Below are 25946 nucleotides of genomic sequence, written 5' to 3' on the forward strand. Positions count from 1 at the left end.
TTATAAGCGATTAGTGAAAATATTGTCAACGACTTTGCGGAATTCTTCACAAAGATTTCTCTTGTTCCTGTGCCTGTTTTTCGCTATAATAGAATCTGCCGGCTTCGTGTATATCAGGAACCGGCAGAAGCCCGAAACAGCGGGAAAAGACATACAGAGGTAAGATTTATGATACTATTATGCCAGAACATCAGCAAAACATTCGGAACGGACGTAATCCTGAAAAACGCGTCCTTTCATATAGAAGACAGGGAGAAAGCCGCCATCGTCGGCATCAACGGAGCCGGAAAGTCCACTCTCCTGAAAATCATCGTGGGCGATCTGGAGGCCGATTCCGGGGAAGCCGTGCTGTCAAAGGGCAAGACTCTCGGTTACCTGGCCCAGCATCAGGATCTGGAAAGCGAAAACACCATTTATGAAGAGCTTCTGACCGTAAAGCAGGATGTGCTCGATCTGGAACGGGACATGCACACTCTGGAACTCCGGATGAAAGAACTTTCCGGCGGAGAGCTTGAAAACGCTCTGGCCCAGTATACCCGTCTCAGCCATGAATTTGAACAGAAGAACGGATACGCCTGCAAAAGTGAAGTGTCCGGGGTTCTGAAGGGCCTGGGTTTTGAGGAAGAGGATTTCGGCAAACAGGTCAGCACCCTTTCCGGGGGCCAGAAAACCCGGGTGTCTCTGGGCAAGCTTCTGCTCTCCCGGCCGGATCTCATTCTGCTGGACGAGCCCACCAACCACCTGGACATGAATTCCATCGCCTGGCTGGAAACCTTCCTTTTAAACTATGACGGAGCCGTTCTGGTGGTGGCGCATGACCGGTATTTTCTGAACCGGATCGCCACGAAGATTATTGAAATCGACGCAGGAGAGGTGACGGTGTTCCAGGGAAATTACTCCGATTACGCCGCCAAAAAAGCCCAGCTCCGGGAAGCGCGGATGAATGCCTGGCTGAATCAGCAGCGCGAGATCAAGCACCAGGAGGAGGTCATCGCGAAGCTGAAATCCTTTAACCGGGAGAAATCCATCCGCCGCGCGGAAAGCCGGGAAAAGATGCTGGACAAAATGGAGATCCTGGAAAAGCCCACAGAGGTACGCTCCGAGATGCACATCACCCTGGAACCCAAGATCACAAGCGGAAACGATGTGCTGACTGTAGAGCACCTGTCCAAAGCCTTCGGACCCCTGCAACTGTTCTCCGACCTGAATTTTTCTATCAAGCGCGGGGAACGGGTGGCCCTGATCGGAAATAACGGCACCGGAAAGACTACCATTCTGAAAATCCTGAACGGTCTTCTGGACGCGGACAGCGGTTCCTTTACGCTGGGCGCCAGAGTGCAGATCGGATACTACGATCAGGAGCACCATGTACTCCATCCGGAAAAGACCCTTTTTGAAGAAATTTCCGACGCCTACCCGGATCTGGACAATACCACCATCCGCAGCACACTGGCCGCTTTTCTGTTTACCGGAGATGATGTCTTTAAGCGTATCGCCGATTTAAGCGGAGGAGAAAGGGGACGGGTATCCCTGGCAAAGCTGATGCTGTCCGAGGCTAATTTTCTGATTCTGGACGAGCCTACCAACCACCTGGACATTGTTTCCAAGGAAATTCTGGAGCAGGCCTTAAACCGCTATACAGGCACCGTGCTTTACGTCTCCCACGACCGGTATTTCATCAATACCACCGCCACCAGAATTCTCGATTTGACCGGAGGCGTCCTGGTAAACTATATCGGAAATTACGATTACTATCTGGAAAAGCATGACATTCTTACCCCTTCCTCTTCTGTGGAGAGCAAAGCAGCTCAGGAAGAAGAGCCTTCGGCTGCCAAACTGGACTGGAAGCAGCAGAAGGAAGAGCAGGCCAGACAGCGGAAGCGTGAAAATGATCTGAAAAAGACCGAAGAAGAGATCTTCCAGCTGGAAAGCCGGGATGAAGAAATCAACGAACTCATGACCCATGAAGATATCTATACCAATGTGGCAGAATGTCAGAAGCTCCACCAGGAGCAGGAGGAACTGAAAAAACGTCTGGAAACCCTATATGAACAATGGGAAGCGCTGGCTCAGTGATTGGCCAGCGCTGTTTTAAATTCTTCTATATTGTCGTCCGTCACATACATGCCAAAACCCTGGCTTTCCAGGCTTTCATCTGTCTTTCCATAAAATATCCGGTCGATAATCATATCTCCCAGCTCTTCCGTATAATGGCTGGATTCATAGTAATACCTGCGGTCCATGGTGATCGCGCTTTCCCCGCTGAAGTTATAATATCCGCCCCCGGATGCTCCGGAAAGCCAGAACAGGAAATTGTCATAGCCGTAAAACTTGGACTGCTGATAGGTCCGGTAATAGATGGGATTGGTAAACACAATCAGATTGATCCCGTATTCTTCACAGAGCGCCGAGATCTCCTTCATGTCATCAATAGCATAGCTCATATAATCCCTGTAGTAATCGTCCCAGTAGGGAGCGTCTCCCTCCCAGGTTCCGCCCAGAGAAGGGTCCCGGACCGTGCAGCCATTGGCATAATATCGTTCCACATAATCCGGATCTGTGGGCTCATAATTCAGGATCACATCAAGAGACAGGATCACACCCTTAATACTGAAATAATTCGCATAAAATCCCAGCTTGTTTCCTCTTGGATAGGGAATCCGGTAAAACTGATTCTGGTGCAGGTCCGGGTCCACAAACGCAGAAATATTGTCTACGCCAATCATGACATTTTTCGGGATAATTCCATTTTCAATCAGTTCCTTCAGATTATCCAGATGCTCTTCCGGCAGTCCCTCCGAATAGGACATATTGTACCACTTCCCTTCGGGAATCCGGTCCACATTGATAAAGCCCGTCCGGGAAGAACCGAAGAGGAAGGAATCAAACTTGTCCGGATTGTGAAGGACATACTGCATCTTGATGTAATTACTGTTGGGCTCTACGCCGTTATCCCGTATCTCCTTCCAGTGAAAAACATTGTACGGGTCCACCGCAATCGGGATCGCAAGCTCCAGTACAAGAATAAACAGAATAAACGGACAGATTTTTCTTAAAAATTTTTTCATATATTTCTCTGATTCTCGCTCTGATAAATAAATTTAGTCTTTTTCTGCACGGCTGTTTCCGCCATATCTTGAACTGTACAGCCGTGCAAGCCATGGCTTTCTGTAAAAAGCCATGGCTTGGGCTGAGCGCCCTATAGAAAAATCCGTATGCGTCCCCCGCCAGATAAATCTGCCGGGGAACGCCTCCATCTTTTTCTGCACGGCTGTACAGGTTCAAAACTGAAAATATACAAACTCGTATTCGCCCAGCTGACGGCTGTAAAGCACCACGAACAGCAGCGCAAAATAGAACACATAGCGGATTGGTTTCCGGAAGCGTCCCAGCCATGCCCAGGCACTCTGCTTCAGTTCAATAAAATCATGCGCCAAAAGCACCGCAATCCAGAGGAGGGCAAGCTTCAGATCCGTGCTCTGCATCAGGCCGGCTGTACGAAAAGCCTCATACCCTGCCTTAACATAGGAAACAGGATTTCCCACGCCCTCAAAAAGATGGGTCAGCACATAGACCGCGTCGGAAAAGGTGCTGGCACGGAAAAAAATCCAGGCAACGCAGACAAAACAGAATACGATCAGAACGCGGATGACGCTGCGCCGTTCCTTCTTCGGCGGAAAACGCCGGTTCCACATCTTTTCCACAATCTGGCCCAGGCCGTGAAGTCCCCCCCAGATCACATAGGTCCAGCTGGCTCCGTGCCAAAGCCCGCTGACAAGAAAGGTAATCAGCAGGTTGCGCTGGGTTCTCCACTCTCCTCTTCGGCTCCCGCCCAGGGGAATATAGACGTAATCCCGGAACCAGGTGGACAGAGAAATGTGCCATCTGCTCCAGAATTCTTTCAGTGAAGCCGCGAAATACGGGCTCTTAAAGTTTGTCATCAGCTCAATATCCAGAAGCTTCGCCACGCCCCGGGCAATGTCCGAATATCCGGAGAAATCACAGTAGACCTGAAACGCATAGAAAAAAGTGGCCACTCCAAGAGCAAGCCCCGTGTAAACTGTAACATTGTCATACACCACGTCTACCAGAGACACTACCACATCTGCAATGGCAATCTTTTTAAAATATCCCCAGGCTATCAGCTTCGCCCCTTCAATGGCTCTGTCACAGTTGAAACTGTGTTCTTTCTCAAGCTGGGGCAGCAGATGTTCCGCCCTCTCGATGGGACCTGCCAGAAGAAGCGGGAAAAAAGAGACGAATGCGGCATATTTCCCAAAGTGCGCACACGCCCGGGTCTTTCCTTTATAGACGTCAATCACATAGCCCAGCGACTGAAAAATATAAAAAGAAATTCCAACCGGAAGCACCAGTTCCAGCGTCACCTCGCTGACAGGCAGGGAGATACTTTTCAGCAGAGCCGTCACGGTACCACTTAAGAAATTGGAGTATTTAAAGAAAAACAGAAGTCCAAGGCAGACCAGGAGAGCCGCGCCCATGCAGAATTTTTTCTTACTTCTGCTCTCTGTGTGCTGTATTCCCAGGGCCGTGCCGTAGGATACAGCCGTAGTCAGCAGAAGAAGCAGTACATACTGGGCGTCTGCGCTCATATAAAAATAATAACTGGACACCAGCAGGACGCCCCACCGGAACCGCCGGGGCGTCAGCCAGTATACCAGAAATACAATTGGCAGAAACAGATAAAACGCGTTGGAATTAAATAACATTCAGCAGTTCCTCTAAGGTCTTACGCACTTCACGGATAAAGCCCTCGCTGGAAAGGACAACCGGATTCGGAAGCGTAGTAATCAGCGCCAGATCCTTTGTCATCTTTCCATCCTCGATCGTCTTCACAGAGGCCTGCTCCAGCTTATCCGCAAAATCCATCAGCGCCTGATTTCCATCCAGCTCTCCTCTCTTTCTCAGAGCTCCGGACCAGGCAAAAATAGTAGCCATGGAGTTCGTGGAGGTCTCCTCTCCCTTCAGGTGCTTATAATAATGGCGCTGCACTGTTCCATGAGCCGCCTCATACTCATAATATCCATGGGGGGATACCAGCACAGAGGTCATCATGGCCAGAGAACCAAAGGCCGTAGCAATCAGATCGCTCATCACATCGCCGTCATAGTTCTTGCAGGCCCAGATATATCCTCCTTCAGACTTGATGACACGGGCCACCGCATCGTCAATCAGCGTATAGAAATATTCAATGCCAAGCTTCTCAAACTCCTCTTTGTACTCCTTCTCATAAATCTCCTGGAATACATCTTTAAAATAGTGATCATACTTTTTGGAGATAGTATCCTTGGTGGCAAACCAGAGATCCTGCTTCTGAGAAACGGCATAGGAGAAACAGCTTCTCGCAAAGCTTTCAATGGAACTGGTCAGATTGTGGATTCCCTGGGCGATGCCGCCCTCTTTGAAATCATGAACAGTCTCACGAATCTCCGTTCCGTCTTCTCCCGTAAAGACCAGTTCGCACTTTCCGGGACCCGGTATCCGCATCTCAGTAGCCTTGTAAATATCGCCATAAGCGTGACGGGCTACCGTAATCGGCTTCTTCCAGGTTTTCACATAGGGCTCGATCCCCTTAACGATAATCGGGACACGGAACACGGTGCCGTCCAGAATTGCGCGGATGGTTCCGTTGGGGCTCTTCCACATCTCCTTCAAATCATACTCTTCCATACGGGCCGCATTGGGCGTGATCGTCGCGCACTTTACGGCGACACCGTACTTCTTGGTAGCCTCCGCAGAATCGATAGTCACCTGATCGTTTGTAGCATTCCGGTGCTCCAGTCCCAGGTCATAATACTCTGTCTTCAGATCCACAAACGGAAGCAGAAGCTCATCCTTGATCATCTTCCAGAGAATTCTTGTCATCTCATCTCCATCCATCTCCACCAGCGGTGTCGTCATCTTTATCTTATCCATGTCGTCCTCCTCAATTCAATATCTTGCAAGCATTGCCGCCATACCCTGCGCGGCGCTTTGTGTCTTATTATAGTCGATCAAAGACTTCTTCGCAAGTCATTCAGGACAAAATCATCGGATGTTCCCTTTTCCCGCCTGCCTCTGCCCCGCTCGGACTCCGGTTTAAAAGCGGCCGAGAGCCGAAAAGGCCGCATACAAATCCAGTGTTCCATATCCCCAGATCCGGTTGGGATACAGCTGGGAAAGGCTGCGCGCAGCTCCCCGGATCATCAGCTGTTTGATTTCCAGCGTTCCCATGGTCAGCCGCCGTTCCCGGACAATTCCCCATTCCAGCATCAGCGCCGCGGCTCCTGCCGTCACCGCGGCCGCGGCGCTCGTTCCCGTCATGGTTGTCAGCGTATTGCCCGGCCCATACGTGGAAGCCTCCACCCCCGGAGCCGCCAGATCCGGCTTGATCCTGCCCTTTCTCGTATAGCCTCTGCTGGAATCAATGTAAATACTTTCATTCTGAGGCCGGTAGGCGGCCGCCGTGATGGGTATCTCCGTATTGGCAGGCTCTGTCAGTGTAATATCCGGATTTGAGTCCAGAAACACGGTTCCCGCCGACAGAAAGCCGGTCACAGGAAGCCAGATATTATAGATTCCATCGATGACCGTCTCCCCATACACCCGCAGGCGCCAGATTCCCGGCGTAGGCTCTGACATGCGGATCGCGATCAGCTGATCCCCGCTGTAGGGATCGAGAGATTGAAAATTCACATTGACGATGGTTTTCTCAAAAAGAAAGTCAAATCTCAGATTTCTCATACCGGAGGTGACGCGGGGGACCTCCTCGCCCGAAGGGGAAATCAGGGAAACCGAAAATACATCCGGCGTATTGCTCCAGAGCTCCATCATCAGACCGGCCTCATCCTCCGCCACACGCAGTTCCACATCCTGGTACTCTTCTCCCCGGTTCAGGGTTCCGTAAAAATGATGGCCCTGGTTTGCCTCGTTTCCTCCGGCAATCACAATACATCTGCCGGCCACAGATGCTATGGTATTAAGATAAAAAGACAGGGGAGAGGTCCCCGCATGGCCTCCCATATTGGTTCCAAGGCCCAGGCAGATAACAAGGGGCCTGCGCTCCCGCAGAGCCAGCTCATGAAGATAGCGGACTCCAAGCATAATATCATTTTCCTGGTAGGCCTCCGCCTCTTCCGGAACCATAAAATACTCTTTCAGATAACGCTTCGCAGGCTTCAGCTTTACCACTGCCAGTTCTGAAAGCGGTGCCGCGCCGATCCAGCCCGTCTCCAGGTTCTCACTCCCCGCGGCAATGGCTGCCAGCTTCGTCCCGTGTCCTGAATCGTCACGGCTCGGAACAATGGAAAACGGCTCCGCATTTTCCAGGGCCCGGTTCAGCTCCTCCTGCGTATATACCGTTCCGTATCCAATCCCTTCCGGCGTTGTTCCGCTCTGATCGGTCTGATCCCAGAGCTCCCGGATTCTGCTTTTCCCCGCCAGATCCCGGAAACAGGCGTTGGTATAATCAATCCCCGTATCTATCATTCCCACCAGAACGCCTTCTCCCTTCAGCTGCAGTACGGGCTGATTCTGCAGCTGGAGGATGTTGGCTGCTTCCAGGCTTTCATTCTGCAGCGGCGTATAAAGCGCCGGGAATACCTCATATCCATATTCCGTGTCATAGCCCGGACGCAGAAAACTGCTGTCCGCGTAAAAAGCCGTGTAATAATTATTGATGATCTGCCAGCAGGTATCCGGAAACACTCTGCGCAGCTCCTCCTCACTCCAGCTGGACTGCCAGATAAAGTCCACATATTCTTCCGATACCATCTGTTCTCTGCAGTTTAATGCCATGCTGCTTCCTTTTTATCTGTTTCTAACAGCATATGCCTTCCCTTCCATTTCATTCCGGGAAGAGCAGGCCCGGCACCCAGATCTGTCCCCAGCCCTGCTGATTCCGGGGAAGTCCCAGATCCCGGCAGGCAGTTCGCAGCCTCAGTTTTACTTCCTTTCCCGTCAGCTGCCTTTCCCTGGATAAGAGCAGGGCCAGACTTCCCGAAACTACAGGGGTAGCCATGGAAGTCCCCGATTTATCCGTGTAAAATCCCCTGCCCGGTTTCTCAAAATCAGCGCTGCAGGATCGGATATAAGCTCCCGGAGCCGTCACATCCGGCTTGCAGACACAGGCCGACGTAGGGCCTCTCCCGGAATAATTTGCTTTTCTGACTCCCATAAGCCTTACTGCCCGGCCATCGTCCGACGAACCCACCGTTATGATCCTGGGACTGGTCCCGGGAACTGTAATGCTGGAACGGGCCGGACCCTGGTTTCCGGCAGCCGCGCAGACGATAAAGCCGGCGTCCCAGGTGTCCTCCACCGCTTTCAGAAGGCCGGTTCTTTTTCTTCCCCGGATCTCTGTGCTGCCCGCAGAAATATTGACAATCCGCACATCATATTCTTTTCCGTGGTCGATCAGCCAGTACAAAGCCTGAACCAGCGTTCCGCTGTTTCCATTTCCGTCTTTGTCCAGCACCTTCAGAGAAAGAAAATGACACCGCGGCGCAAGTCCCTGATACCTGCCGCCGGATGCCACTCCCGTTCCTCCTATGATTCCGCAGATGTGCGTGCCATGACCACAGTCATCCACGCTCTCTGGCGAAGCCGTCAGATAATTATACGAATAAACCAGTCTGCCACGCAGATCCGGATGTCTCTCATTTACGCCGGAATCCAGCACCGCCACGCCGATCCCGGCTCCATAGATACCCTGCTCATACGCACGGGAAGCTCCCACGAGCTCTCGCACACGATTCATAACAGAAAAACTCCTTTTTCGTTTTTCTATTATACTATGCTTCCACCTTTCTGACTGCCATTCGAAACAGGACAAAACCGATGGCAAACATAACCGCAAGAAGAGCCACTCCCGCCCTTGAGGTATCAAAAAGCTGGGTAGAAATTCCCATAAGCATCGTTCCCATAAAAGCCGCGCCCTTGCCGAAAATATCGAAAAATCCGAAAAACTCCGTAGATTTCTCCTTCGGCACGATTCTGGCAAAATAGGACCGGGACAGAGACTGGATCGCTCCCTGGAACACCGCCACACAGACAGCCAGGAACCAGAATTCCCAGGCTTTATCCATCTGCAGCGCGAAGAGAACAATGCAGAAATATCCGCCGATGGAAATCTGAATCAGCGTGGTATTGCGCAGCTTTTTGGACAGATGCCCTACCAGGATCGAACATGGAAAAGCTACCACCTGGGTCAGAAGCAGCGCCAGCAGAAGATTCGTGTCGCTGATTCCCACATCTTTTCCATAAGAAGTAGCCATATCAATAATCGTATATACACCGTCAATGTAGAAGAAGAAGGCCAGCAGGAAGAACCAGATCGCCGGATTCTGGCGCACCTCTGAGAAAACCTTCGCAAGCCTTCCGAAACTGTCCCGTACCGGATGGGGCGTGCGCTCCACATAATGCTTCTGCTCATAGCTTTTCAGCAGCGGCAGCGTCACAAGAAACCACCAGGCCGCATTCAGCAGAAAAGCAGCAGCCATGGCTGTTCCGCCTGAAATTCCAATCATATCCGAGCAGAGCACGAACACAAGGCTGACGATAAAGGGAATACAGCTTCCGATATAGCCCCAGGCATATCCCTGGGCCGACACCACATCCATCCGTTCATCTGTCGTTACATCCGGCAGCATCGCGTCATAAAATACCAGGCTGGCATTGAGTCCCGTCTTGGCCAGCACATAGACCGCCAGAAAGGCCACCCAGGTCGCCGGGAGCGCAAGGCCCGCGCATCCCAGCACGCCCATCATCACGAAAAAAGTAAACACCGGCTTTTTAAATCCCTTTGTATCCGCCAGCGTTCCAAGCACCGGCCCCAAGACCGCCACAAGGATCGTCACAAGAGACGTAGCGTAGCCAAAGAAGGCTGTGGAATCGGAATCGGAAATTCCGCTCGCCGACGCGATATTCTTATAGTAAATGGGAATGATTGTGGAAGTAAGAAGCACAAAAGCCGAATTTCCCACATCGTATAAAATCCATCGTTTCTCCAGTTTCGTCAGTTTCTGATTCATAACATTATTCTCCCGTTTTCAGCTTCTTTTCTGCCGGCAACTGCTGCCCTTCACGAAAAGCACTATTCAAAATCTCTGTTCAGCCGGATGCTTAAGGGCTCGTCCGATTCCACGGCCCGGACATACTTCTCGATCTCCTCAGCCGTCATCCGGACCGCGTTTTTCATCCGGTCCTCCAGAGCTTTCCGGCTCTCGCCGCACTTTTCATTGGGTCTTCCATCCGCCACCAGACCTCCAAGACCTTTTTTCTGTCCAATCAGCGTAAAAAATCCCCTCAGGAAACAGGCCTTTCCTTTTCCAGGGCACTGAAAGAGACGTATAACGCGGTGAAAACCGATGATACACTCATCCACCTCTTCAGGCGTAACGCCTTCCAGCACAGAGGCAATGGCCTCCTCCGTGTCCAGATCCCGGATCAGATGGCGCGTACAATTATGGGTTACCGGATTGCGGCCATCCTCTTCCAGCAGCATCCGGTCAAAATCCGTCTCTATCTCCAGATGTCCCAGCTTATGTTCTTCCATATACCGGCTGATATAGGGATGACACTCACTGTCCAGCATAAAATGGCACAGGAAACCACAGAGATAGGATAAAAGAACATAGCTCGGCCGCTTCTGGTAGACCTTCCGTCCCTTTTCAAAAAAGAAACGGGCCGATTCCCTGTGCATCCGCACTCCCAGCTGATTTACCCTGTTTTTCCCCAGAGCACGGTAATAAAAAAGAAGATCCGGGCCGTGAAGCCCCAGCCAGTAAGCCGGAGCATTTTCCTTTACAAGCTGCCGGATATCCTGAGGCAGAGCCCTGTACACTTCTTTGCCAAATTTATAATGCGCATATACTGCAGGCATAATTACGCTTCCTTCCTTTTCCGGGTCAGGAATTCCCGTTTCTCCCACAGGCATCCTGTCCGGTGATAATTTCTGTTTTTTATTTTCTCACAAAATCTTCGGTTATACAAGTAAATTTCTTGTAAGCAGACAGCCGGCATAAATTTACCGCCGGCTGCAGATTTCCTGTGTTCGGATCGATTCACACATTTCCGCTCCCCACATACTATGACATTGTAAATAATTATTTTTTCTGGAGGAAATTCTCATGAGTGATTTAACTGCTGCAAACTGCGGATGTGGCTGCTCCGACAATGGCAACAACAGCTGCTGCAATACCCTGATCTGGCTTCTTCTGCTGTCTTCCTGCTGCGGCGGAAACAGCGGCTGGTTCGGCGGAAACGGCGGCTACGGCGACAACAGCTGTCTGTGGATTATCCTTCTGCTGTGCTGCTGCGGCGGCTGCGGCGGAAATGGCGGCTTCTTCGGCGGAAACGGCGGCTGCGGATGCTAGTCTGCCGTCTGTCTTAAGCCATCCGGCCCGGAGCGGATAAAAAGGCTTTCCGTCCTTTTTTCTTTTACCCCGGACAGCCGGAGCCTGTGCGGAGGGCGCCGAATTTTCGGCGCCCTCCCGTTTTTTTAACTGCATTTTTTCCAGCTGTCAATGAAGGTTATCTTCACCGGACTGAGAAACCTCTTCCTTTTCCATGCTTTCCTGACTGTTTTTTCTCTCCCGTTCCTTCTCCCGCACACATTCCTCATCCAGCTCATACACGCTTGTCTCTTCTATAATCAATCGATTCATTCTATCTTCTCCTGCTTTTTTGTCCTTATATTATATTCATACTCCATGCTTTTGCACATATACTGTAGGGAATGGGAGGAGACTGTATGAGCCTGGGAAATGACGGCTACAAGATACTTTATGATGTTCAGAAAAAATGTAACGAACTGAACCGGAAAATCGACTCCATCATACGGATTATGGAAATGATCACGACCTACATCCAGTATTCCAATATGATGTCCGAATTTCAGGCAGGTATGCAGGCAGACCCGTCTGCTTCCGAAAACCCGGATGTTTCCGAAAGTCCGGATGCTTTTTCTCAGTCTCCGCCGGAAGGGAGTGAAGGAATGAATCCAAATGATTTTCAGAAACTTATGAACGCGGCACGGCAATCCGATCATCAGATGACCCAGGATGAATTCAACCAGCTTTTTGAGGCGCTGAAGCAGGGAAAATCTGCGGAAGAAGTGGCGCGTATGGAACAGATGGTGCAGCTGGCGAAGAGCTTTATGAAATAATACGAGCCGGCCATTCCCGGCAGAAACGCGCTTGCGCTCCCCTCGGACGCAGCGGATACATAAGCCGCCCGGGGAAAAAGCTCCCCGGGCGGCTAAGTACCGGCGTCCTCAGAGGGTTTCTTTCGGGAATGGCCGGCTCTCACTGTCTCTGCAGCCGAATCTGGGTCTTTCTCCGCAGCAGGCTCACGTCTCCGCGGACGAATCTGCGTCTGTCACCGCAGCAGGCCCGCTGCAGCCGGCCGGTTATTCCTTGGCATTCCGGTTGATAAATTTTGTCTTCACTTTCGAATACATAATTTTCTGGCTGCGGTACAGGCCGTAATAACCGGACTGCATATAGCTGACCGCAATCGCCAGGAAAAAGAAAGGCGCGCCCTCAAATCCAAACATCTCCAGACTGATAAGCAGGGAGGAAATCGGGCTGTTTGTGACGCCGCAGAACACCGCGGCCATTCCGCAGGCCGCCGCAAGAGAGGGCGAGATGTGAAACAACTGGCCAAAGATGCAGCCAAAGGTCGCTCCTACAAAGAAGGAGGGGACAATCTCGCCGCCCTTGAAGCCTCCGGACAGCGTGACTGCCGTGAACAGGATTTTCAGAAGAAACGCGCCCCAGAAGGCCCGGCCCTCTACTACCGCCTGCTCTACAATCTGCATACCTGTTCCCAGATAGTCCGTGGTTCCAAGGAGCAGGGTCAAAACGATCAGCAGGCAGCCGGATACCACAGCCCGCAGATAGGCATTCCTGACTTTTTCCGCAAACAGTTCTTCTGTTTTATGCAGCGCCACGCAGAAAAGAATGCTGACCGCCGCGCAGCAAAGCCCGAGAATCAGGATTTTTCCGGCGCTCAGTAAAGTGAAATCGGGCAGAATACCGAGAGAAAAACGTTCTCCGGTCAGACCGAAGCGGCAGGCTACCCCGTAAGCCGTATAGGATGCTGCTACGCAGGGGACCAGAGCCGCGTAATACATGATTCCGACGCTCACAACCTCCATGGAAAAGACTGCGGCCGCCATGGGCGTGCCAAACAGCGCGGAAAAGGCCGCGCTCATGCCGCACATAATCATGACGCGTCTGTCGTTTTCATCGATCCGTAAGACTTTTCCGAGAAAATTTCCGATGCTTCCGCCCAGCTGCAGAGCCGCTCCCTCACGTCCCGCAGAGCCTCCGAACAGGTGGGTCAGAATCGTCGCCGCAAAGATAAGCGGAGCCGTCTTCAGGGGAATCTCCCTCTCCGCGTGAATCGCATCCAGCACCATATTGGTACTGCTTCTCTCCTGTTTTCTCTCCCAGTGGTACATCCAGACGATCACCAGTCCTGCTATGGGAAGGCCAAACAGAATCCATGAATGGGCCGCGCGAAGCTCCGTAGCCAGCTCTACGCCTTTTCCAAAGGCAGTTCCCACAAGTCCCAGAATCACCCCTGTAAGCGCCGCAAAAATCAGCCACCGGGCCAGCATCAGCAGGCGGTTCCAGACAGTTACCCGAAAACGCTCCTCCAGTTGGGGCACAAGGTCTTTCAGCTCTGATTCATTTTGTTCTGTTTTTTCATTTCTTTCTTCACTCATAATGCACACCGCCGGAATCCTGCTTTCTTCCTGTTTGTTCCTGAAGCTTTGTCTTCCGGCTCCCCCTCTTTTCTTATATCTTCTCCCAGAGCAGGAGATTCTTTTCAAATACTGCGTTCAGTCTTCCTGTGTCTTTCAGCCAGGCCAGATAGGAACGGACTGTGCTTCCCACAAGAACGTACTGCTCGAAATTCATGACAAGGCCGTATTCTGTGAACAGGCGCTGCAGAATCACTTCAAAACCAAGAGGTTCCTTACAGAGGCTTACGATTTTATCCGCTATCTCATTTACTTTGTCAATATTGTACTGAGCCAGTTCTGTGATATCCTCCGCCGCTTCCGCATGGGCAGGCACAAAGAGCCTGGCTTTCAGCGTCTTTACCTTTTCCAGCGTATTCAGATAAGCCGCCACATCATAGATAAAACCGATCTGATATTTTTCCAGAGTCTCCCGGCTGGAAAGGCAGTCTGCCAGATATACGTTATCATCCGGCGTCCGGAAACCCGCCATATCAAAGAAATGCCCCGGCAGCGGAAGCAGTTCAAAACCTTCCGGCAGCGTCTCTTTCGTCAGATATTCTGCTCCGCTCTCCTGAGCCAGCAGGAACTTATGCCTCAGGTCTTTGCATGGATAGCCGCCATACAGCAAGGAAGGCTCCAGAATCGGATGCCTGGTAAAATCACACTCAATTCCAGGCGCATAAATTTTACAGCCCGTCTGTCCCTGCAGATACTTATTGCCGCCGATGTGATCCGCATTGGAATGCGTATTATAGACAGCTTTCAGCGTCCATTCATGTTCATCCAGAATCTTTCTGACCTTCCGGCCCGCGTCCTTGTCATTCCCGCTGTCAATCAGGCAGACTTCCGTATCGTTCAGCTTTACCAGTCCGATTTTTGCCGGGCTCTGTATGTAATAATCGTGTTCCGAAATCTGTATCAGTTCATACATGATGTTTCCTCCATCAAATCTTATTTTATTCACTGATTCATTTAAGCACCATTACGGTCATTATCGAAACGAATTTTCAATTTCACTGTTCCTGTTTTCAATAAGATACCGTGTCATATCGCGCTCTTCCGAATATCCTCTTGTCTGCCTTATTTCCGTCCTGCCATTAAAACCGAACCCAAACATCTTATCCTTTTTTTCGTTATCTGACTTTAGCCTGACATCTTCCATAAACTGCTTCATCTCTTTGTTTTTAAAAGCCAGCATAATGGTATCCCACTTGAAATTGCGGCTGGATGCATCCACTTTTTCAGGAAAATCCGCATAGATTCCTACAAAAATAAACCAGTCCGCATTGTCCTGGGGTTCAAATCTGTTAAACCATAATGTACCCTGATATTTGGGATTTTTGTTATAATATGTCCTGGATGTCTTTACCTGTATGGTATTAATCAAATTCATACCATTGTCAAATCTGTACAACAACAAATCTATCCCCTTTTCCTGCGCAGACGAGGGAATAAATACAGAAGCGTTTCTGATATGATTTGATAAATAATCTGCTACTGCAAATTCTCCATATTGCAACGTAAAAATCGGCTGCATATTTTCTCTCCTGTACAATATAATTTATTATTTGGAATCTCTTATTTTTTTGATATTGCAATTCATCAAATGTCTTCCCAGATATCTGTACAAAAAAATTTTTAATCCGGACATTTCCTGGTGATGCTCTTGAAGCAAATCATCCGGGCAGTCATATATTCCGAAATCACGCGTAATTCCTTCACTTTGAATATAAGTATTATTTCTTTCAAACTCAATAACTGGATTACGAAAATCCTTTACAGCAACACCATAACCGCAAAAGGGGCCCTGACAGTCCGCATGGATGCTTTGCAGCCGCGCCAGATATTGCTTATCCAATATAAAGCCTTCCAGCTCATACCATACCCTTTCTAAATATACTTCCACCCAGCTGTGAAAAATATGTTGAGGAGCATTTTTATATACAATGCCTGTCATGGCTCCTTTCTGCAGTTTTTTGTCAATTGTAAAGCCATGAATCCTGCAGGGGATAAGCACTCCGCGGAGCAGTGCCATAAACAGAATTCCTTTTGTATTACACTGTCCATAACCATCTGCAAGCACCCTGGAAGCCGGAATATGATCATCTATATTATAGCCAAACCGGATTTCATCACGAACAAATTCGTAAATCGCTTTTGTGCGCTCATATTCATCCAGTTCTTTCCAGTTTCTCTCCATTATCAGGCTCTGGATATTGGATGCAGAGAAATTAAGTAACGGCGTCTCATTTAAATATTGCTGCATGGAATTTTCCTCCATCTGCTCTCTTCCTGCAGATATCTTATCATATCTTCTGGGAATTCACAGCTCTTTTTGAAAAACGGCGCAGATAATGTCTCCACTATCCGCGCCGTTTTTATGACACTTTACAGCCTTTATACCTTATTTCACTACAAAATTCAGGATTCTTCCGGGCACGTAAATCTCTTTTACAATAGTTCCCTTCAGCCATTCCGGCACAGCGGCTTTTCCTGCCGCAAGAGCGTCCTCCTTGGAAATGCTGGTGGAGATCGTCACCGTACCTCTCGTCTTTCCGTTGACCTGAACGGCGATCTCGATCTCGTCGTCCTTCATGGCCTCCTCGTCCGCATCCGGCCAGCCATGTCCGAAGACGGTCTCGTTATGGCCCAGCTGCTCCCAGAGCTCTTCTGCCACATGGGGAGCGAAAGGCGCCAGCAGGGTTACGGCTGTCTCCAGGGTCTCTTTGTCGATGCCGCCCTGACGCTTTGCCAGATCAATCATCTTGTTGTTATATTCCATGAATCCGGAGATAACCGTATTCAGGCTGAAGCTGTTCAGACGGCTGGTGATGTCATATACCAGCTTGTGGCGCAGCTTCACGCTCTCCGGCGTCTCTTTTGTTCCCTTATCCTTATTGTCCAGAACCAGGTTCCAGAAACGCTTGAGGAAACGGGATACGCCATCGATTCCGCGGTCATCCCACTCTGCGTCCAGCTCGGGCGGTCCCACGAACAGCTCGTACATTCTTAAGGAATCGCAGCCGTAATCACGAATCAGATCGTCCGGAGATACCACGTTGCCCTTGGACTTGCTCATCTTGATGCCGTTCTTTCCGGTGATCATACCCTGGTTGAACAGCTTTGTGAAGGGCTCGTCAAAATCAATCACTCCGATATCATGCAGGAACTTGGTATAGAAACGGGAATAGAGCAGATGCAGCACCGCATGCTCCACGCCGCCGATATACATATCCACCGGCAGATACTTGTCTGCCTTCTCACGGCTTACCAGCTCCTTGTCATTGTGGTTGTCCACATAGCGGAGGAAATACCAGGAAGAACCAGCCCACTGGGGCATGGTGTTCGTCTCTCTCTTGGCGGGAGCGCCGCAGACCGGACAGGTGGTATTTACCCAGCTGTCAATAGCTGCCAGCGGAGATTCGCCTGTTCCTGTGGGCTGATAGCTCTCCACCTCCGGGAGCTCCAGAGGAAGCTGATCCTCCGGCACCGGCACATTGCCGCAGTGCGGGCAGTGGATGATCGGGATCGGCTCGCCCCAGTAACGCTGACGGGAGAATACCCAGTCACGCAGTTTGTAGTTTACCGTCTTCTTTCCGACGCCCATCTTCTCGATGATGTGGGGCGCTTCCCTTTTCAGGACTGCGGACTCCATGCCGTTCCAGTCTCCGGAATTAATCATGGTTCCGCTGGCCTCGGTATAGGCCTCTGTCATATTTTCAATCTCTTTTCCATCCTTTGCGATAACCTGGATAATCGGGAGATCGAATTTCTTTGCGAACTCAAAGTCACGGTCGTCGTGAGCCGGCACGCACATGATGGCTCCCGTACCGTAATCAGCCAAAACATAATCAGACAGCCAGATGGGAACCTTCGCTCCGTTCATGGGATTGATGCAGTAGCTTCCGGTGAAGACGCCGGTCTTCTCCTTGTCCTGTACACGGTCCACATTGGAACGCATGGAGGATTTGAAGATATAATCCTCTACGGCTGCTCTCGTCTCATCTGTGGCCAGTTCTTTTGCAAGCGCATGTTCGGGGGCAAGAACCATAAAGGTAGCGCCGTACAGGGTGTCCGGTCTGGTGGTGTATACCGTGATCTTCTTATCGCTTCCGTCTACCGGGAACTCTACCTCGGCGCCGTAGGATTTTCCGATCCAGTCGGTCTGCATCTTCTTTACCTTTTCCGGCCAGTCCAGCTTGTCCAGATCATTCAGAAGACGGTCCGCATAAGCCGTAATCTTCAGCATCCACTGGCGCAGATTCTTCTTGGTCACAGGAGTTCCGCAGCGCTCGCAGACGCCGTTTACCACCTCTTCATTGGCAAGACCCGTCTTACAGGAAGGACACCAGTTGATAGGGAACTCCTTCTCATACGCCAGCCCTTTCTTGAACATCTGCACGAAGATCCACTGGGTCCACTTATAGAACTTCGGATCGGTCGTATTGACTTCCATATCCCAGTCGTAGAGAGCTGCGATATCGTTGATCTGCTTCTTGATATTCTTTATATTCTCTGCCGTGGAAACCGCGGGATGAATTCCCATCTTAATCGCATAGTTTTCAGCAGGAAGCCCGAACGCATCCCAGCCCATGGGATGAATGATATAATGTCCCTGCATCAGCTTATAGCGGCTCCATACATCACTGATCACATAGCCTCTCCAGTGTCCCACATGAAGTCCGTTTCCGGACGGATAGGGGAACATGTCCAGGCAATAGTATTTCGGCTTCTTTCCGTCATCCACGTTTACCGGATGCTCTTCCCATCTCTTACGCCATTTCTCTTCCACCGCGCGGTGGTTAAAGGGTACTGCCATTTTCATTACACTCCTCTTCATTATTCCCGCAGGCTGCAAACTGGAAGGCTTCAGGCGCCGCTTTCCTTTTCCTGCCCGCCGGCAAAGTCCGTTTTGACGGACTCTCACTGCATTTTATCATAATCATACAGGGCTGATTTGTCAAGTCAAATACCACCCTAAACGTTACGATTCACAGCCGATTCAGACAGGGAAACAGATGTGCCGCGCCGGCACGCAAGCACCTGTTTCCCTGTCTGAATCAGGACTGTGAATCATAACGGCTAAACTGACCACTGGCTGTTGTACAACTCTGCGTAAAAACCATTTTTCTCAAGCAGGCTCTCATGGGTTCCCTGCTCAATGATCTGCCCGTCCCGCATGACCAGAATCCGGTCCGCCTCTTTGATCGTAGACAGGCGGTGCGCCACGATAAAGCTGGTTCTGCCTTCCATCATTTTCGCAAAGGCATTCTGAATCTTCAGCTCCGTACGGGTATCGATGGAAGACGTGGCCTCATCAAGAATCAGCATGGGCGGCAGGCAGAGCATAACCCGGGCAATGCACAGAAGCTGCTTCTGTCCCTGAGACAGGCTGCCGCCATCCTCGGAAAGTACCGTATCGTATCCCTTTGGCAGACGCCGGATAAAGCTGTGGGCATAAGCCGCCTTTGCGGCTTCTGTCACCTCTTCCTCTGTGGCGTCCGGTCTTCCGTAAGCAATATTTTCCCGGACAGTTGCGGATTTCAGCCAGGTCTCCTGAAGAACCATGCCGTACTGCTCCCGCAGATTCTGTCTGGTCAGCTCCCGGATATCGCAGCCATCTACCGCGATCCGGCCGCTGTCCACATCATAAAAGCGCATAAGCAGGTTGATCAGCGTGCTCTTTCCGCAGCCGGTGGGGCCTACAATGGCAATCCTCTGGCCCGGCTCCACATGAAGATTCAGATCCTGAATCAGCGGACGCTCCTTTGTATAGGAAAATTCCACGTCTGCCAGATCTACCCGGCCTTCTGCCTTTTCTATTCTGAGCCCTTCTGTCTGATCCGGCGTCATGGGCTCCTGATCGATAAACTCAAAGACTCGGGCCGCGCAGGTAAGGGCGTTCTGCAGCTCTGTCACTACGCCGGATATCTCATTGAAAGGCTTCGTATACTGATTTGCGTAACTCAGGAAGCAGGACAGCTGGCCGACGCTCAGCGCTCCCCGGATCACCGCAAAAGCTCCCGCCACGCCTACGCCCGCATAGACCAGGCTGTTGACAAAACGGGTAGCCGGATTGGTGATGGAGGAAAAGAAGATCGCCCGCAGACTGTGTTTTTCCAGCCGCTTGTTGATCCTGTCAAAGCGGGATACTGACTCCTGCTCGTAGCCAAAGGCTTTGACAATCTTCTGGTTTCCTACCATTTCGTCAATGAGACCGGTCAGTTCGCCCCTTGTTTCTGACTGAAGCCGGAACATTTTATAGGTGCTTTTGGCAATAAAGCTTGCCACAAGAAAAGATACCGGAGTCACGCAGACCACCACCAGCGTAATTCCCACATTGACAGACAGCATGAAAAGAAGCGTCCCGAGAATCGTCATCACGCCGGTAAAGAGCTGGGTAAATCCCATCAGAAGGCCGTCGGAAAACTGATCGATGTCTGCAATCAGACGGCTTACGATGTCTCCCTGCGGGTGGCTGTCGATATAACTTAACGGCAGATCCTGCATATGGTCGAAAGCTTCGGTCCTCACATCCATGACCACCCGGTAGGTCATATGGTTGTTGCACAGATTCATAAGCCACTGAAACAGAGAAGTTGCCCCTATTACAATGCCAAGCCGCGCCAGAAGGGCGGCAAGCGCTCCAAAATCCACGCTTCCTTTTCCAAGCATATAGTCGACAGCCTCTCCGGTCAGCACCGGAGCGTACAGTGTCAGCGCCACCGTCAGCACCGCAAAAATCAGAGAAGCTGCCAGATACAGGCTGTAGCCCGCAATATAATGAAGAATTCTCTTTAATGTCGATTTATGCTTCATGGGCCTTTTCCTCCTCTGCAGACGCCTGGGACAGACAAATCTCCCGGTATACCTCACAGCTTTGGAACAGAGCTTCATGCGTTCCGATTCCCGCCACTTCTCCATCGTCAAGCACAATGATTTTATCCGCCTGCCGGACTGTGGCCGCCCTCTGGGATACCAGAAAGACTGCCGCGCTCTTTTTTCTCTCCCGGAGGGCCTTTCTGAGTCTGGCGTCTGTGGCAAAATCCAGAGCGGAAGCGCTGTCGTCAAGAATCAGGATCTCAGGGTTCCTTACCAGCGCCCGGGCTATGGTAAGCCGCTGTCTCTGGCCGCCGGACAGATTGCGTCCTCCCTGCAGAATTTCTTCATCAAGGCCGTTCTCTTTCTTTTCCACAATTTCCAGTCCCTGGGCCGTCCCAAGGGCTTCCAGAAGCTCTGCATCTGAAGCGTCTTTCTTTCCCCAGCGCAGGTTCTCCCGGATCGTGCCGGAAAAAAGCACCGCTTTCTGCGGCACCACACCGATTCTCCGGCGAAGGGCCTGAAGCTCATAATCCCGCACATCCACGCCGTCCACCAGTACGCTGCCCTCTGAGGCATCATAAAATCTCGGGATCAGATTCACCAGGGTAGATTTTCCGGAGCCGGTTCCTCCGATGACGCCGATGGTCTCACCCGGCCAGGCCTGGAAGCTTACATGCTCCAGCGCCGCCTCGGCGCCCTCCTGATAAATCATGCTCACATCCCGGAATTCTACGCAAGGCACTGCCGCCCTGCAGCTTTCCGCCTCATTTCCCATTCCCGTGTAAGCAGTCTCCTCTGAACCAGGTACGGCTCCCGTATATGTTCCTTCCCGCATGCCGGCCTCCTGTTCAAATACGCTGTTGATTCTGGACAGGCTTGCAAGAGAACGGGTTATATTGACAATCAGATTCGCCAGTTTGATAAGCTCCACCAGGATCTGAGACATGTAATTGACGAGAGCCACCACCTGGCCCTGGGTCAGAATTCCGCTGTCCACCTGCTTTCCTCCGGTCCAGACCAGGAGAATCACCGCCGCGTTGATAATCGCATAGGTAAGAGGATTTAAAAGGGCTGAAATCTTTCCCACAAAGAGCTGCGTCTTCATCAACGCCGCGCTGTCCGCATGGAAGGTCTCCTGCTCATCGCTTTGGCGGTTAAAAGCCCGCACCACACGGACGCCGGACAGATTTTCCCGCACATGGAGAAGCACCCGGTCCAGCTGTCCCTGCACCTTCCGGTAGACAGGAATCGTAAGCCCCATAATACCGAAAACTACCAGGAAAAGGACGGGAATCACGCCCAGAAAGATAAGAGCTGATCGCACATCAATGGTAAACGCCATAACCATGGCGCCGAATACGATAAAAGGAGAACGCAGGAACAGACGGAGCACCAGATTCACGCCTGTCTGCACCTGATTGATATCGCTGGTAATGCGGGTAATCAGAGTAGACGTTCCGATGGTATCCAGCTCCTTATAAGAAAAACTGTTCAGATGGCGGAACAGGGCTCCCCGCATCTGGGTGCTGCAGCCTACCGCCGCTTTCGCCGCAAAATACTGAGCCGTAATGGAGCTTGCCAGGCCGATAAGCCCCAGCAGAATCAGAATTCCGCCTCTGCCGAGCACATAGGCGGAGTCTCTGTGCGCAATTCCCACATCGATAATATCCGCCACCACCAGAGGCACCAGAAGCTCAAAGCTGGCCTCCAGGAGCTTGAACAGAGGTCCCAGAATGCTTTCCTTCCGGTAATCCCTCAAAAAATACAATAACCGCCGCATTGCGTATATCCTCCTTCATTCACACAAGGGTATTTTACGCTAATGCGGCGGTTTTTACAAGCCGTAAAATATTCAGCTTTTATTCGTTCTCTGCAGCTCTCGCAGCCACTTCTTTTTCCTGTACGTCAGACGGAGCCTGCTCATAGCGCGCGAATTCATAGGAAAATTCACCGCTTCCTCCGGTCATGGAACGCAGGTCTGTGGAATATCCGAAGATCTCTGTCATCGGCACGTCAGCCACAACCTCCTGCTTTCCGCCTGTCACCGGATTCATGCCCAGCACACGGCCGCGGCGCTTGTTCAGATCGCCCATGACATCGCCGGTATATTTATCCGGAACCGTCACCGTCATGGTCACAATCGGCTCCAGAAGAACGGGATTCGCTTCCATGAAGCCCTTCTTGAACGCCTGAATGGTCGCCGTCTTGAAAGCCATCTCAGAAGAGTCTACCGGATGATAGGAACCATCGTACAGCACAGCTTTTACGCCGACTACCGGATATCCGGCCAGCGGGCCCTTCGTCACAGATTCCTGAATTCCCTTTTCCACTGCCGGGAAGTAGTTCTTCGGAACGGCGCCGCCCACTACGATCTGCTCGAATACATAGGGAGTCTCCAGATCGCCGGAGGGCTCAAAGGTCATCTTTACATGTCCGTACTGTCCGTGTCCGCCCGACTGCTTCTTATATTTGGAATCCACGTCCGCTTTCTTGCGGATCGTCTCGCGGAAAGCCACCTTCGGACGTTCCAGCTCGACCTCTACCTTAAACTTGTCGGCCAGCTTGCTGACTACCACATCCAGATGCTGATCCCCCATACCGTAGAGCAGCGTCTGCCGGTTCTCAGAATCATTCACGCTCTTCAGAGTCAGATCCTCTTCCATCATTCTGGCCAGAGCCTGAGATACCTTATCCTCGTCTCCTTTGTTCTTGGTTCTGTAACGCTTGTATGTATAGGGTTTGGAAATCTCTGTCTTTCCATAGAGCACCGGGACAGCCTTTGTAGACAGGGTATCTCCCGTTCTTGTGCTGGTCAGTTTTCCGATGGCTCCGATATCTCCCGCATGCAGTTCAGTGACCTCAATCGGCTTATTTCCCTGCATGATATAAAGCTTGCTCAGCTTTTCCTCTGTCTCCCGCTCCTGGTTGTACAGGGTATCGTCAGATTTGATGACGCCTGAGGAAACCTTGATCAGAGAATATTTTCCGATAAAGGGGTCTACAATGGTCTTGAATACATACGCGGATTTGGATTTGGAGAAATCATAATTCGCCTCGAAGATCTCGTTGGTCTTCATATTGATTCCATTGCATGCCTTCTTATCCGGGCTCGGGAACAGTTCTACGATATCATTCAGCAGATTGTGGATATTGCGGATCTCCGTACTGGAGCCCATGGATACCGGAATGATGTCGCCGTCGCATACATTGAATTTCATGGCCGCGCGGATCTCTCCAAAGGTGAATTCCTCGCCGTTGAAATATCTCTCCATGAATTCCTCCGAAGTCTCGGCCACAGCGTCCATCAGAGCTTCCCGGCAGATAGCCAGATTTTCCTTGGAATATTCAGGAATCGGACAGGGCTCGCGCTTTCCGATATCCGTAAAGCGGCGGCCTTCCATCTTGCACACATTGATGTATCCCACGAACTTCTCATTTTCACGGATGGGCTGATAGAAGGGCGCAATCTTCTTTCCATACATCTCCGTCAGATCCTCTACCACCTGGCGGAAGGACGCATGGTCCACATCCATCTCGGATACAAAGAACATTCTCGGAAGCTTATACTTCTCGCAGAGCTCCCAGGCCTTCTGGGTTCCCACTTCTACGCCGGCCTTTCCGGATACAACGATAATCGCCGCGTCTGCCGCTGATACCGCTTCTTCCGCCTCGCCTACAAAGTCAAAATATCCAGGCGCGTCCAGCACATTGATCTTGCAGCCTTCCCAGATAATAGGAACTACAGAAGTAGTAATTGAGAACTTTCTCTTAATCTCTTCCTTATCATAATCGCTGATTGTATTTCCATCCGCTACCTTGCCGATGCGGGTGGTCAGCCCGGACGCGTACGCCATCGCTTCTACCAGACTGGTCTTTCCGCAGCCGCCATGGCCCAGAAGAACTACATTGCGAATCTTGTCAGTTGTGTAAATACTCATGCCTCTTCCTCCGATTACTTGATATTACGGTCCAAAACGTGCTCTTTGCCAAAGCATACAACATCAGCCGGAAAAGCAGTTCGATCGCCATGGCTATATTCTACTAAAATTCACAGTAAAGTTCAAGCCTTTTATACAATTTTGACAAGATTTCCATTTTGTTTTTTGTACCATTTTTTACTTTTTTACTTTAAAGCAAGAAAGCATTGACATTTTCTCCGAAAAACTTTAAACTAGAAACTCAGAAGAACAGAGCGCGGAAATTCCTGTCCGGATTATCCGGCGGAACAGCCGCCCTTTCATTTGCAGCTTAAAAGGAGTATGGACATGAAGATAGAAACAGTTGGTTTTATCGGGCTGGGACTGATAGGCGGTTCCCTGGCCAAAGCAATCAAAATGTACTACCCGGAGATCCGGATTCTGGCCTACATGCGAAGCCGGGATACCCTTGAGGCAGCCGTCCGGGAAGGAACGGTGGATCAGGCCTGCGAGGCCGTAGATGAAGCATTCGCCTCCTGCGATCTCATCTATCTGTGCGCCCCCGTATCTACCAACGCCCGCTATCTCGAGAAACTGAAAACCTTCCTTCCGGACACCTGCCTTCTGACCGATGTAGGAAGCACCAAAACAGATATCCATGAAAAGGTCCGGGCCCTCGGACTGACAGATCGATTTATCGGCGGGCATCCCATGGCAGGTTCCGAAAAGACCGGTTATGAAAATGCGAAGCCCCATCTGATTGAAAATGCATATTACATCATTACTCCGGGAGAAAAGGTTCCCGCCGGCACAGTGGAACAATTCACTGCCTTTACGGCTTCCCTGAAGGCTCTCCCTCTTGTGCTGGATTACCGGCAGCACGATTTTATCACTGCCTGCGTCAGCCATCTTCCTCATCTGATCGCTTCTTCCCTGGTGGAACTGGTCAAAGATCTGGACAGTCCCCAGGAGCTGATGAAGCAGATAGCTGCAGGAGGCTTTAAAGATATTACCCGGATCGCCTCCTCTTCGCCGGAGATGTGGGAACAGGTCTGCATGACAAATTCCTCAAACATTCTGAAAGCGCTGGAGCATTACCAGGGACAGCTGGAGGCGCTCCACCGGCAGCTGGAAGAAAAGGATTCCAAGGGAATTCACAGCTTCTTTGCCGCCGCCCGGGATTACCGGAATTCCATTCCCGATACTTCTGCAGGTCCACTGAAAAAAGTATACGCCTTTTACTGCGACATGGTGGACGAAGCAGGCGGCATCGCCACGCTGGCCACTATTCTGGCCTCCGGAGGCATCAGCCTTAAAAATATCGGCATCATCCATAACCGTGAATTCGAGGAAGCCGTCCTCCGGGTAGAGCTTTACGATGAAGAGGCTTATCAGAAAGCCGTGGCTCTGCTCCGGAAATACCGCTACACCATCTACGAACGGTAATAGGATCGCCA

General features: G+C 51.0%; 20 protein-coding genes. 4 read left to right on the forward strand and 16 right to left on the reverse strand.

The annotated features are described in order from the left end of the window. The first annotated feature begins 168 nt into the window (after nucleotides 1–168). A complete protein-coding gene (locus tag B5E82_RS05280; protein ID WP_087306511.1) occupies nucleotides 169–2076 on the forward strand; it encodes an ABC-F family ATP-binding cassette domain-containing protein in 1908 nt (635 codons plus the stop codon). On the opposite strand, the gene B5E82_RS05285 is transcribed toward B5E82_RS05280, so the two are convergent. From B5E82_RS05285 to B5E82_RS05315, 7 genes are all read right to left on the reverse strand, one after another. Then, on the reverse strand, nucleotides 2070–3068 hold the full coding sequence (locus tag B5E82_RS05285; protein ID WP_087306513.1) for a hypothetical protein: 999 nt from the start codon (nucleotides 3066–3068) through the stop codon (nucleotides 2070–2072). The two genes, B5E82_RS05280 and B5E82_RS05285, sit on opposite strands and share 7 nt — an antisense overlap. Nucleotides 3069–3281: 213 nt before the next feature. After that, entirely contained in the window at nucleotides 3282–4727 is a 1446-nt protein-coding gene (locus B5E82_RS05290) for an MBOAT family O-acyltransferase (RefSeq protein WP_087306515.1), read from the reverse strand. Continuing rightward, nucleotides 4717–5934 (reverse strand): NADP-dependent isocitrate dehydrogenase, encoded by a 1218-nt coding sequence (locus B5E82_RS05295; protein ID WP_087306516.1) that lies wholly within the window; start codon nucleotides 5932–5934, stop codon nucleotides 4717–4719. Before B5E82_RS05295 ends, B5E82_RS05290 begins: the two co-directional genes overlap by 11 nt. Nucleotides 5935–6096: 162 nt before the next feature. Further along, the gene (locus tag B5E82_RS05300; protein ID WP_087306518.1) at nucleotides 6097–7794 is read right to left on the reverse strand and encodes a S8 family peptidase; all 1698 of its coding nucleotides are present in this window, start codon (nucleotides 7792–7794) and stop codon (nucleotides 6097–6099) included. A gap of 49 nt (nucleotides 7795–7843) precedes the next feature. Beyond that, nucleotides 7844–8755, reverse strand: a complete 912-nt coding sequence (locus tag B5E82_RS05305) for a S8 family peptidase (protein ID WP_087306520.1) — start codon at nucleotides 8753–8755, stop codon at nucleotides 7844–7846. A 34-nt stretch (nucleotides 8756–8789) separates the two neighbouring features. Next, nucleotides 8790–10028, reverse strand: coding sequence for an MFS transporter (locus B5E82_RS05310; RefSeq protein WP_087306522.1), 1239 nt, complete (start codon nucleotides 10026–10028; stop codon nucleotides 8790–8792). Nucleotides 10029–10090: 62 nt separating this feature from the next. Then, on the reverse strand, nucleotides 10091–10879 hold the full coding sequence (locus B5E82_RS05315) for a zinc dependent phospholipase C family protein (RefSeq protein WP_162610712.1): 789 nt from the start codon (nucleotides 10877–10879) through the stop codon (nucleotides 10091–10093). A gap of 247 nt (nucleotides 10880–11126) precedes the next feature. Here B5E82_RS05315 and B5E82_RS05320 point away from each other — a divergent pair, with 247 nt between their 5' ends. Next, nucleotides 11127–11372, forward strand: a complete 246-nt coding sequence (locus B5E82_RS05320) for a chorion class high-cysteine HCB protein 13 (protein WP_087306526.1) — start codon at nucleotides 11127–11129, stop codon at nucleotides 11370–11372. A gap of 147 nt (nucleotides 11373–11519) precedes the next feature. Here B5E82_RS05320 and B5E82_RS18090 read toward each other — a convergent pair whose 3' ends face one another. Beyond that, nucleotides 11520–11663: a hypothetical protein gene (locus tag B5E82_RS18090; RefSeq protein ID WP_162610713.1), complete on the reverse strand. Its 144-nt coding sequence runs from the start codon at nucleotides 11661–11663 to the stop codon at nucleotides 11520–11522. Between the two features lie 86 nt (nucleotides 11664–11749). On the opposite strand from B5E82_RS18090, the gene B5E82_RS05325 reads away from it, so the two are divergent. Then, nucleotides 11750–12163, forward strand: a complete 414-nt coding sequence (locus B5E82_RS05325; protein WP_087306528.1) for a hypothetical protein — start codon at nucleotides 11750–11752, stop codon at nucleotides 12161–12163. 243 nt (nucleotides 12164–12406) lie between these two features. Here B5E82_RS05325 and B5E82_RS05330 read toward each other — a convergent pair whose 3' ends face one another. The 8 genes from B5E82_RS05330 to B5E82_RS05365 form a co-directional block, all read right to left on the reverse strand. Then, nucleotides 12407–13729: a chloride channel protein gene (locus tag B5E82_RS05330; RefSeq protein ID WP_087306580.1), complete on the reverse strand. Its 1323-nt coding sequence runs from the start codon at nucleotides 13727–13729 to the stop codon at nucleotides 12407–12409. A 73-nt stretch (nucleotides 13730–13802) separates the two neighbouring features. Further along, nucleotides 13803–14681, reverse strand: a complete 879-nt coding sequence (locus tag B5E82_RS05335; protein ID WP_087306529.1) for an MBL fold metallo-hydrolase — start codon at nucleotides 14679–14681, stop codon at nucleotides 13803–13805. Between the two features lie 60 nt (nucleotides 14682–14741). Beyond that, the gene (locus B5E82_RS05340; protein ID WP_087306531.1) at nucleotides 14742–15287 is read right to left on the reverse strand and encodes a hypothetical protein; all 546 of its coding nucleotides are present in this window, start codon (nucleotides 15285–15287) and stop codon (nucleotides 14742–14744) included. Between the two features lie 27 nt (nucleotides 15288–15314). Next, nucleotides 15315–16031 (reverse strand): transglutaminase family protein, encoded by a 717-nt coding sequence (locus B5E82_RS05345; RefSeq protein ID WP_330398277.1) that lies wholly within the window; start codon nucleotides 16029–16031, stop codon nucleotides 15315–15317. 123 nt (nucleotides 16032–16154) lie between these two features. Beyond that, nucleotides 16155–18569 (reverse strand): leucine--tRNA ligase, encoded by a 2415-nt coding sequence (gene leuS / locus B5E82_RS05350; protein WP_087306582.1) that lies wholly within the window; start codon nucleotides 18567–18569, stop codon nucleotides 16155–16157. A gap of 263 nt (nucleotides 18570–18832) precedes the next feature. Next, a complete protein-coding gene (locus tag B5E82_RS05355) occupies nucleotides 18833–20569 on the reverse strand; it encodes an ABC transporter ATP-binding protein (protein ID WP_087306533.1) in 1737 nt (578 codons plus the stop codon). Beyond that, complete coding sequence (locus tag B5E82_RS05360; RefSeq protein ID WP_087306535.1) at nucleotides 20559–22352, reverse strand: ABC transporter ATP-binding protein; 1794 nt, start codon at nucleotides 22350–22352, stop codon at nucleotides 20559–20561. Before B5E82_RS05360 ends, B5E82_RS05355 begins: the two co-directional genes overlap by 11 nt. A 79-nt stretch (nucleotides 22353–22431) precedes the next feature. Beyond that, complete coding sequence (locus B5E82_RS05365) at nucleotides 22432–24510, reverse strand: elongation factor G (protein WP_087306536.1); 2079 nt, start codon at nucleotides 24508–24510, stop codon at nucleotides 22432–22434. 327 nt (nucleotides 24511–24837) lie between these two features. Between B5E82_RS05365 and B5E82_RS05370 the strand changes: the two genes are divergently transcribed. Then, the gene (locus tag B5E82_RS05370; protein WP_087306538.1) at nucleotides 24838–25935 is read left to right on the forward strand and encodes a prephenate dehydrogenase; all 1098 of its coding nucleotides are present in this window, start codon (nucleotides 24838–24840) and stop codon (nucleotides 25933–25935) included. The last annotated feature ends 11 nt before the right edge of the window (nucleotides 25936–25946 follow it).

It is taken from the genome of Lachnoclostridium sp. An138 (assembly GCF_002160765.1).
Classification (GTDB): Bacteria; Bacillota; Clostridia; order Lachnospirales; family Lachnospiraceae; genus Laedolimicola; species Laedolimicola faecalis.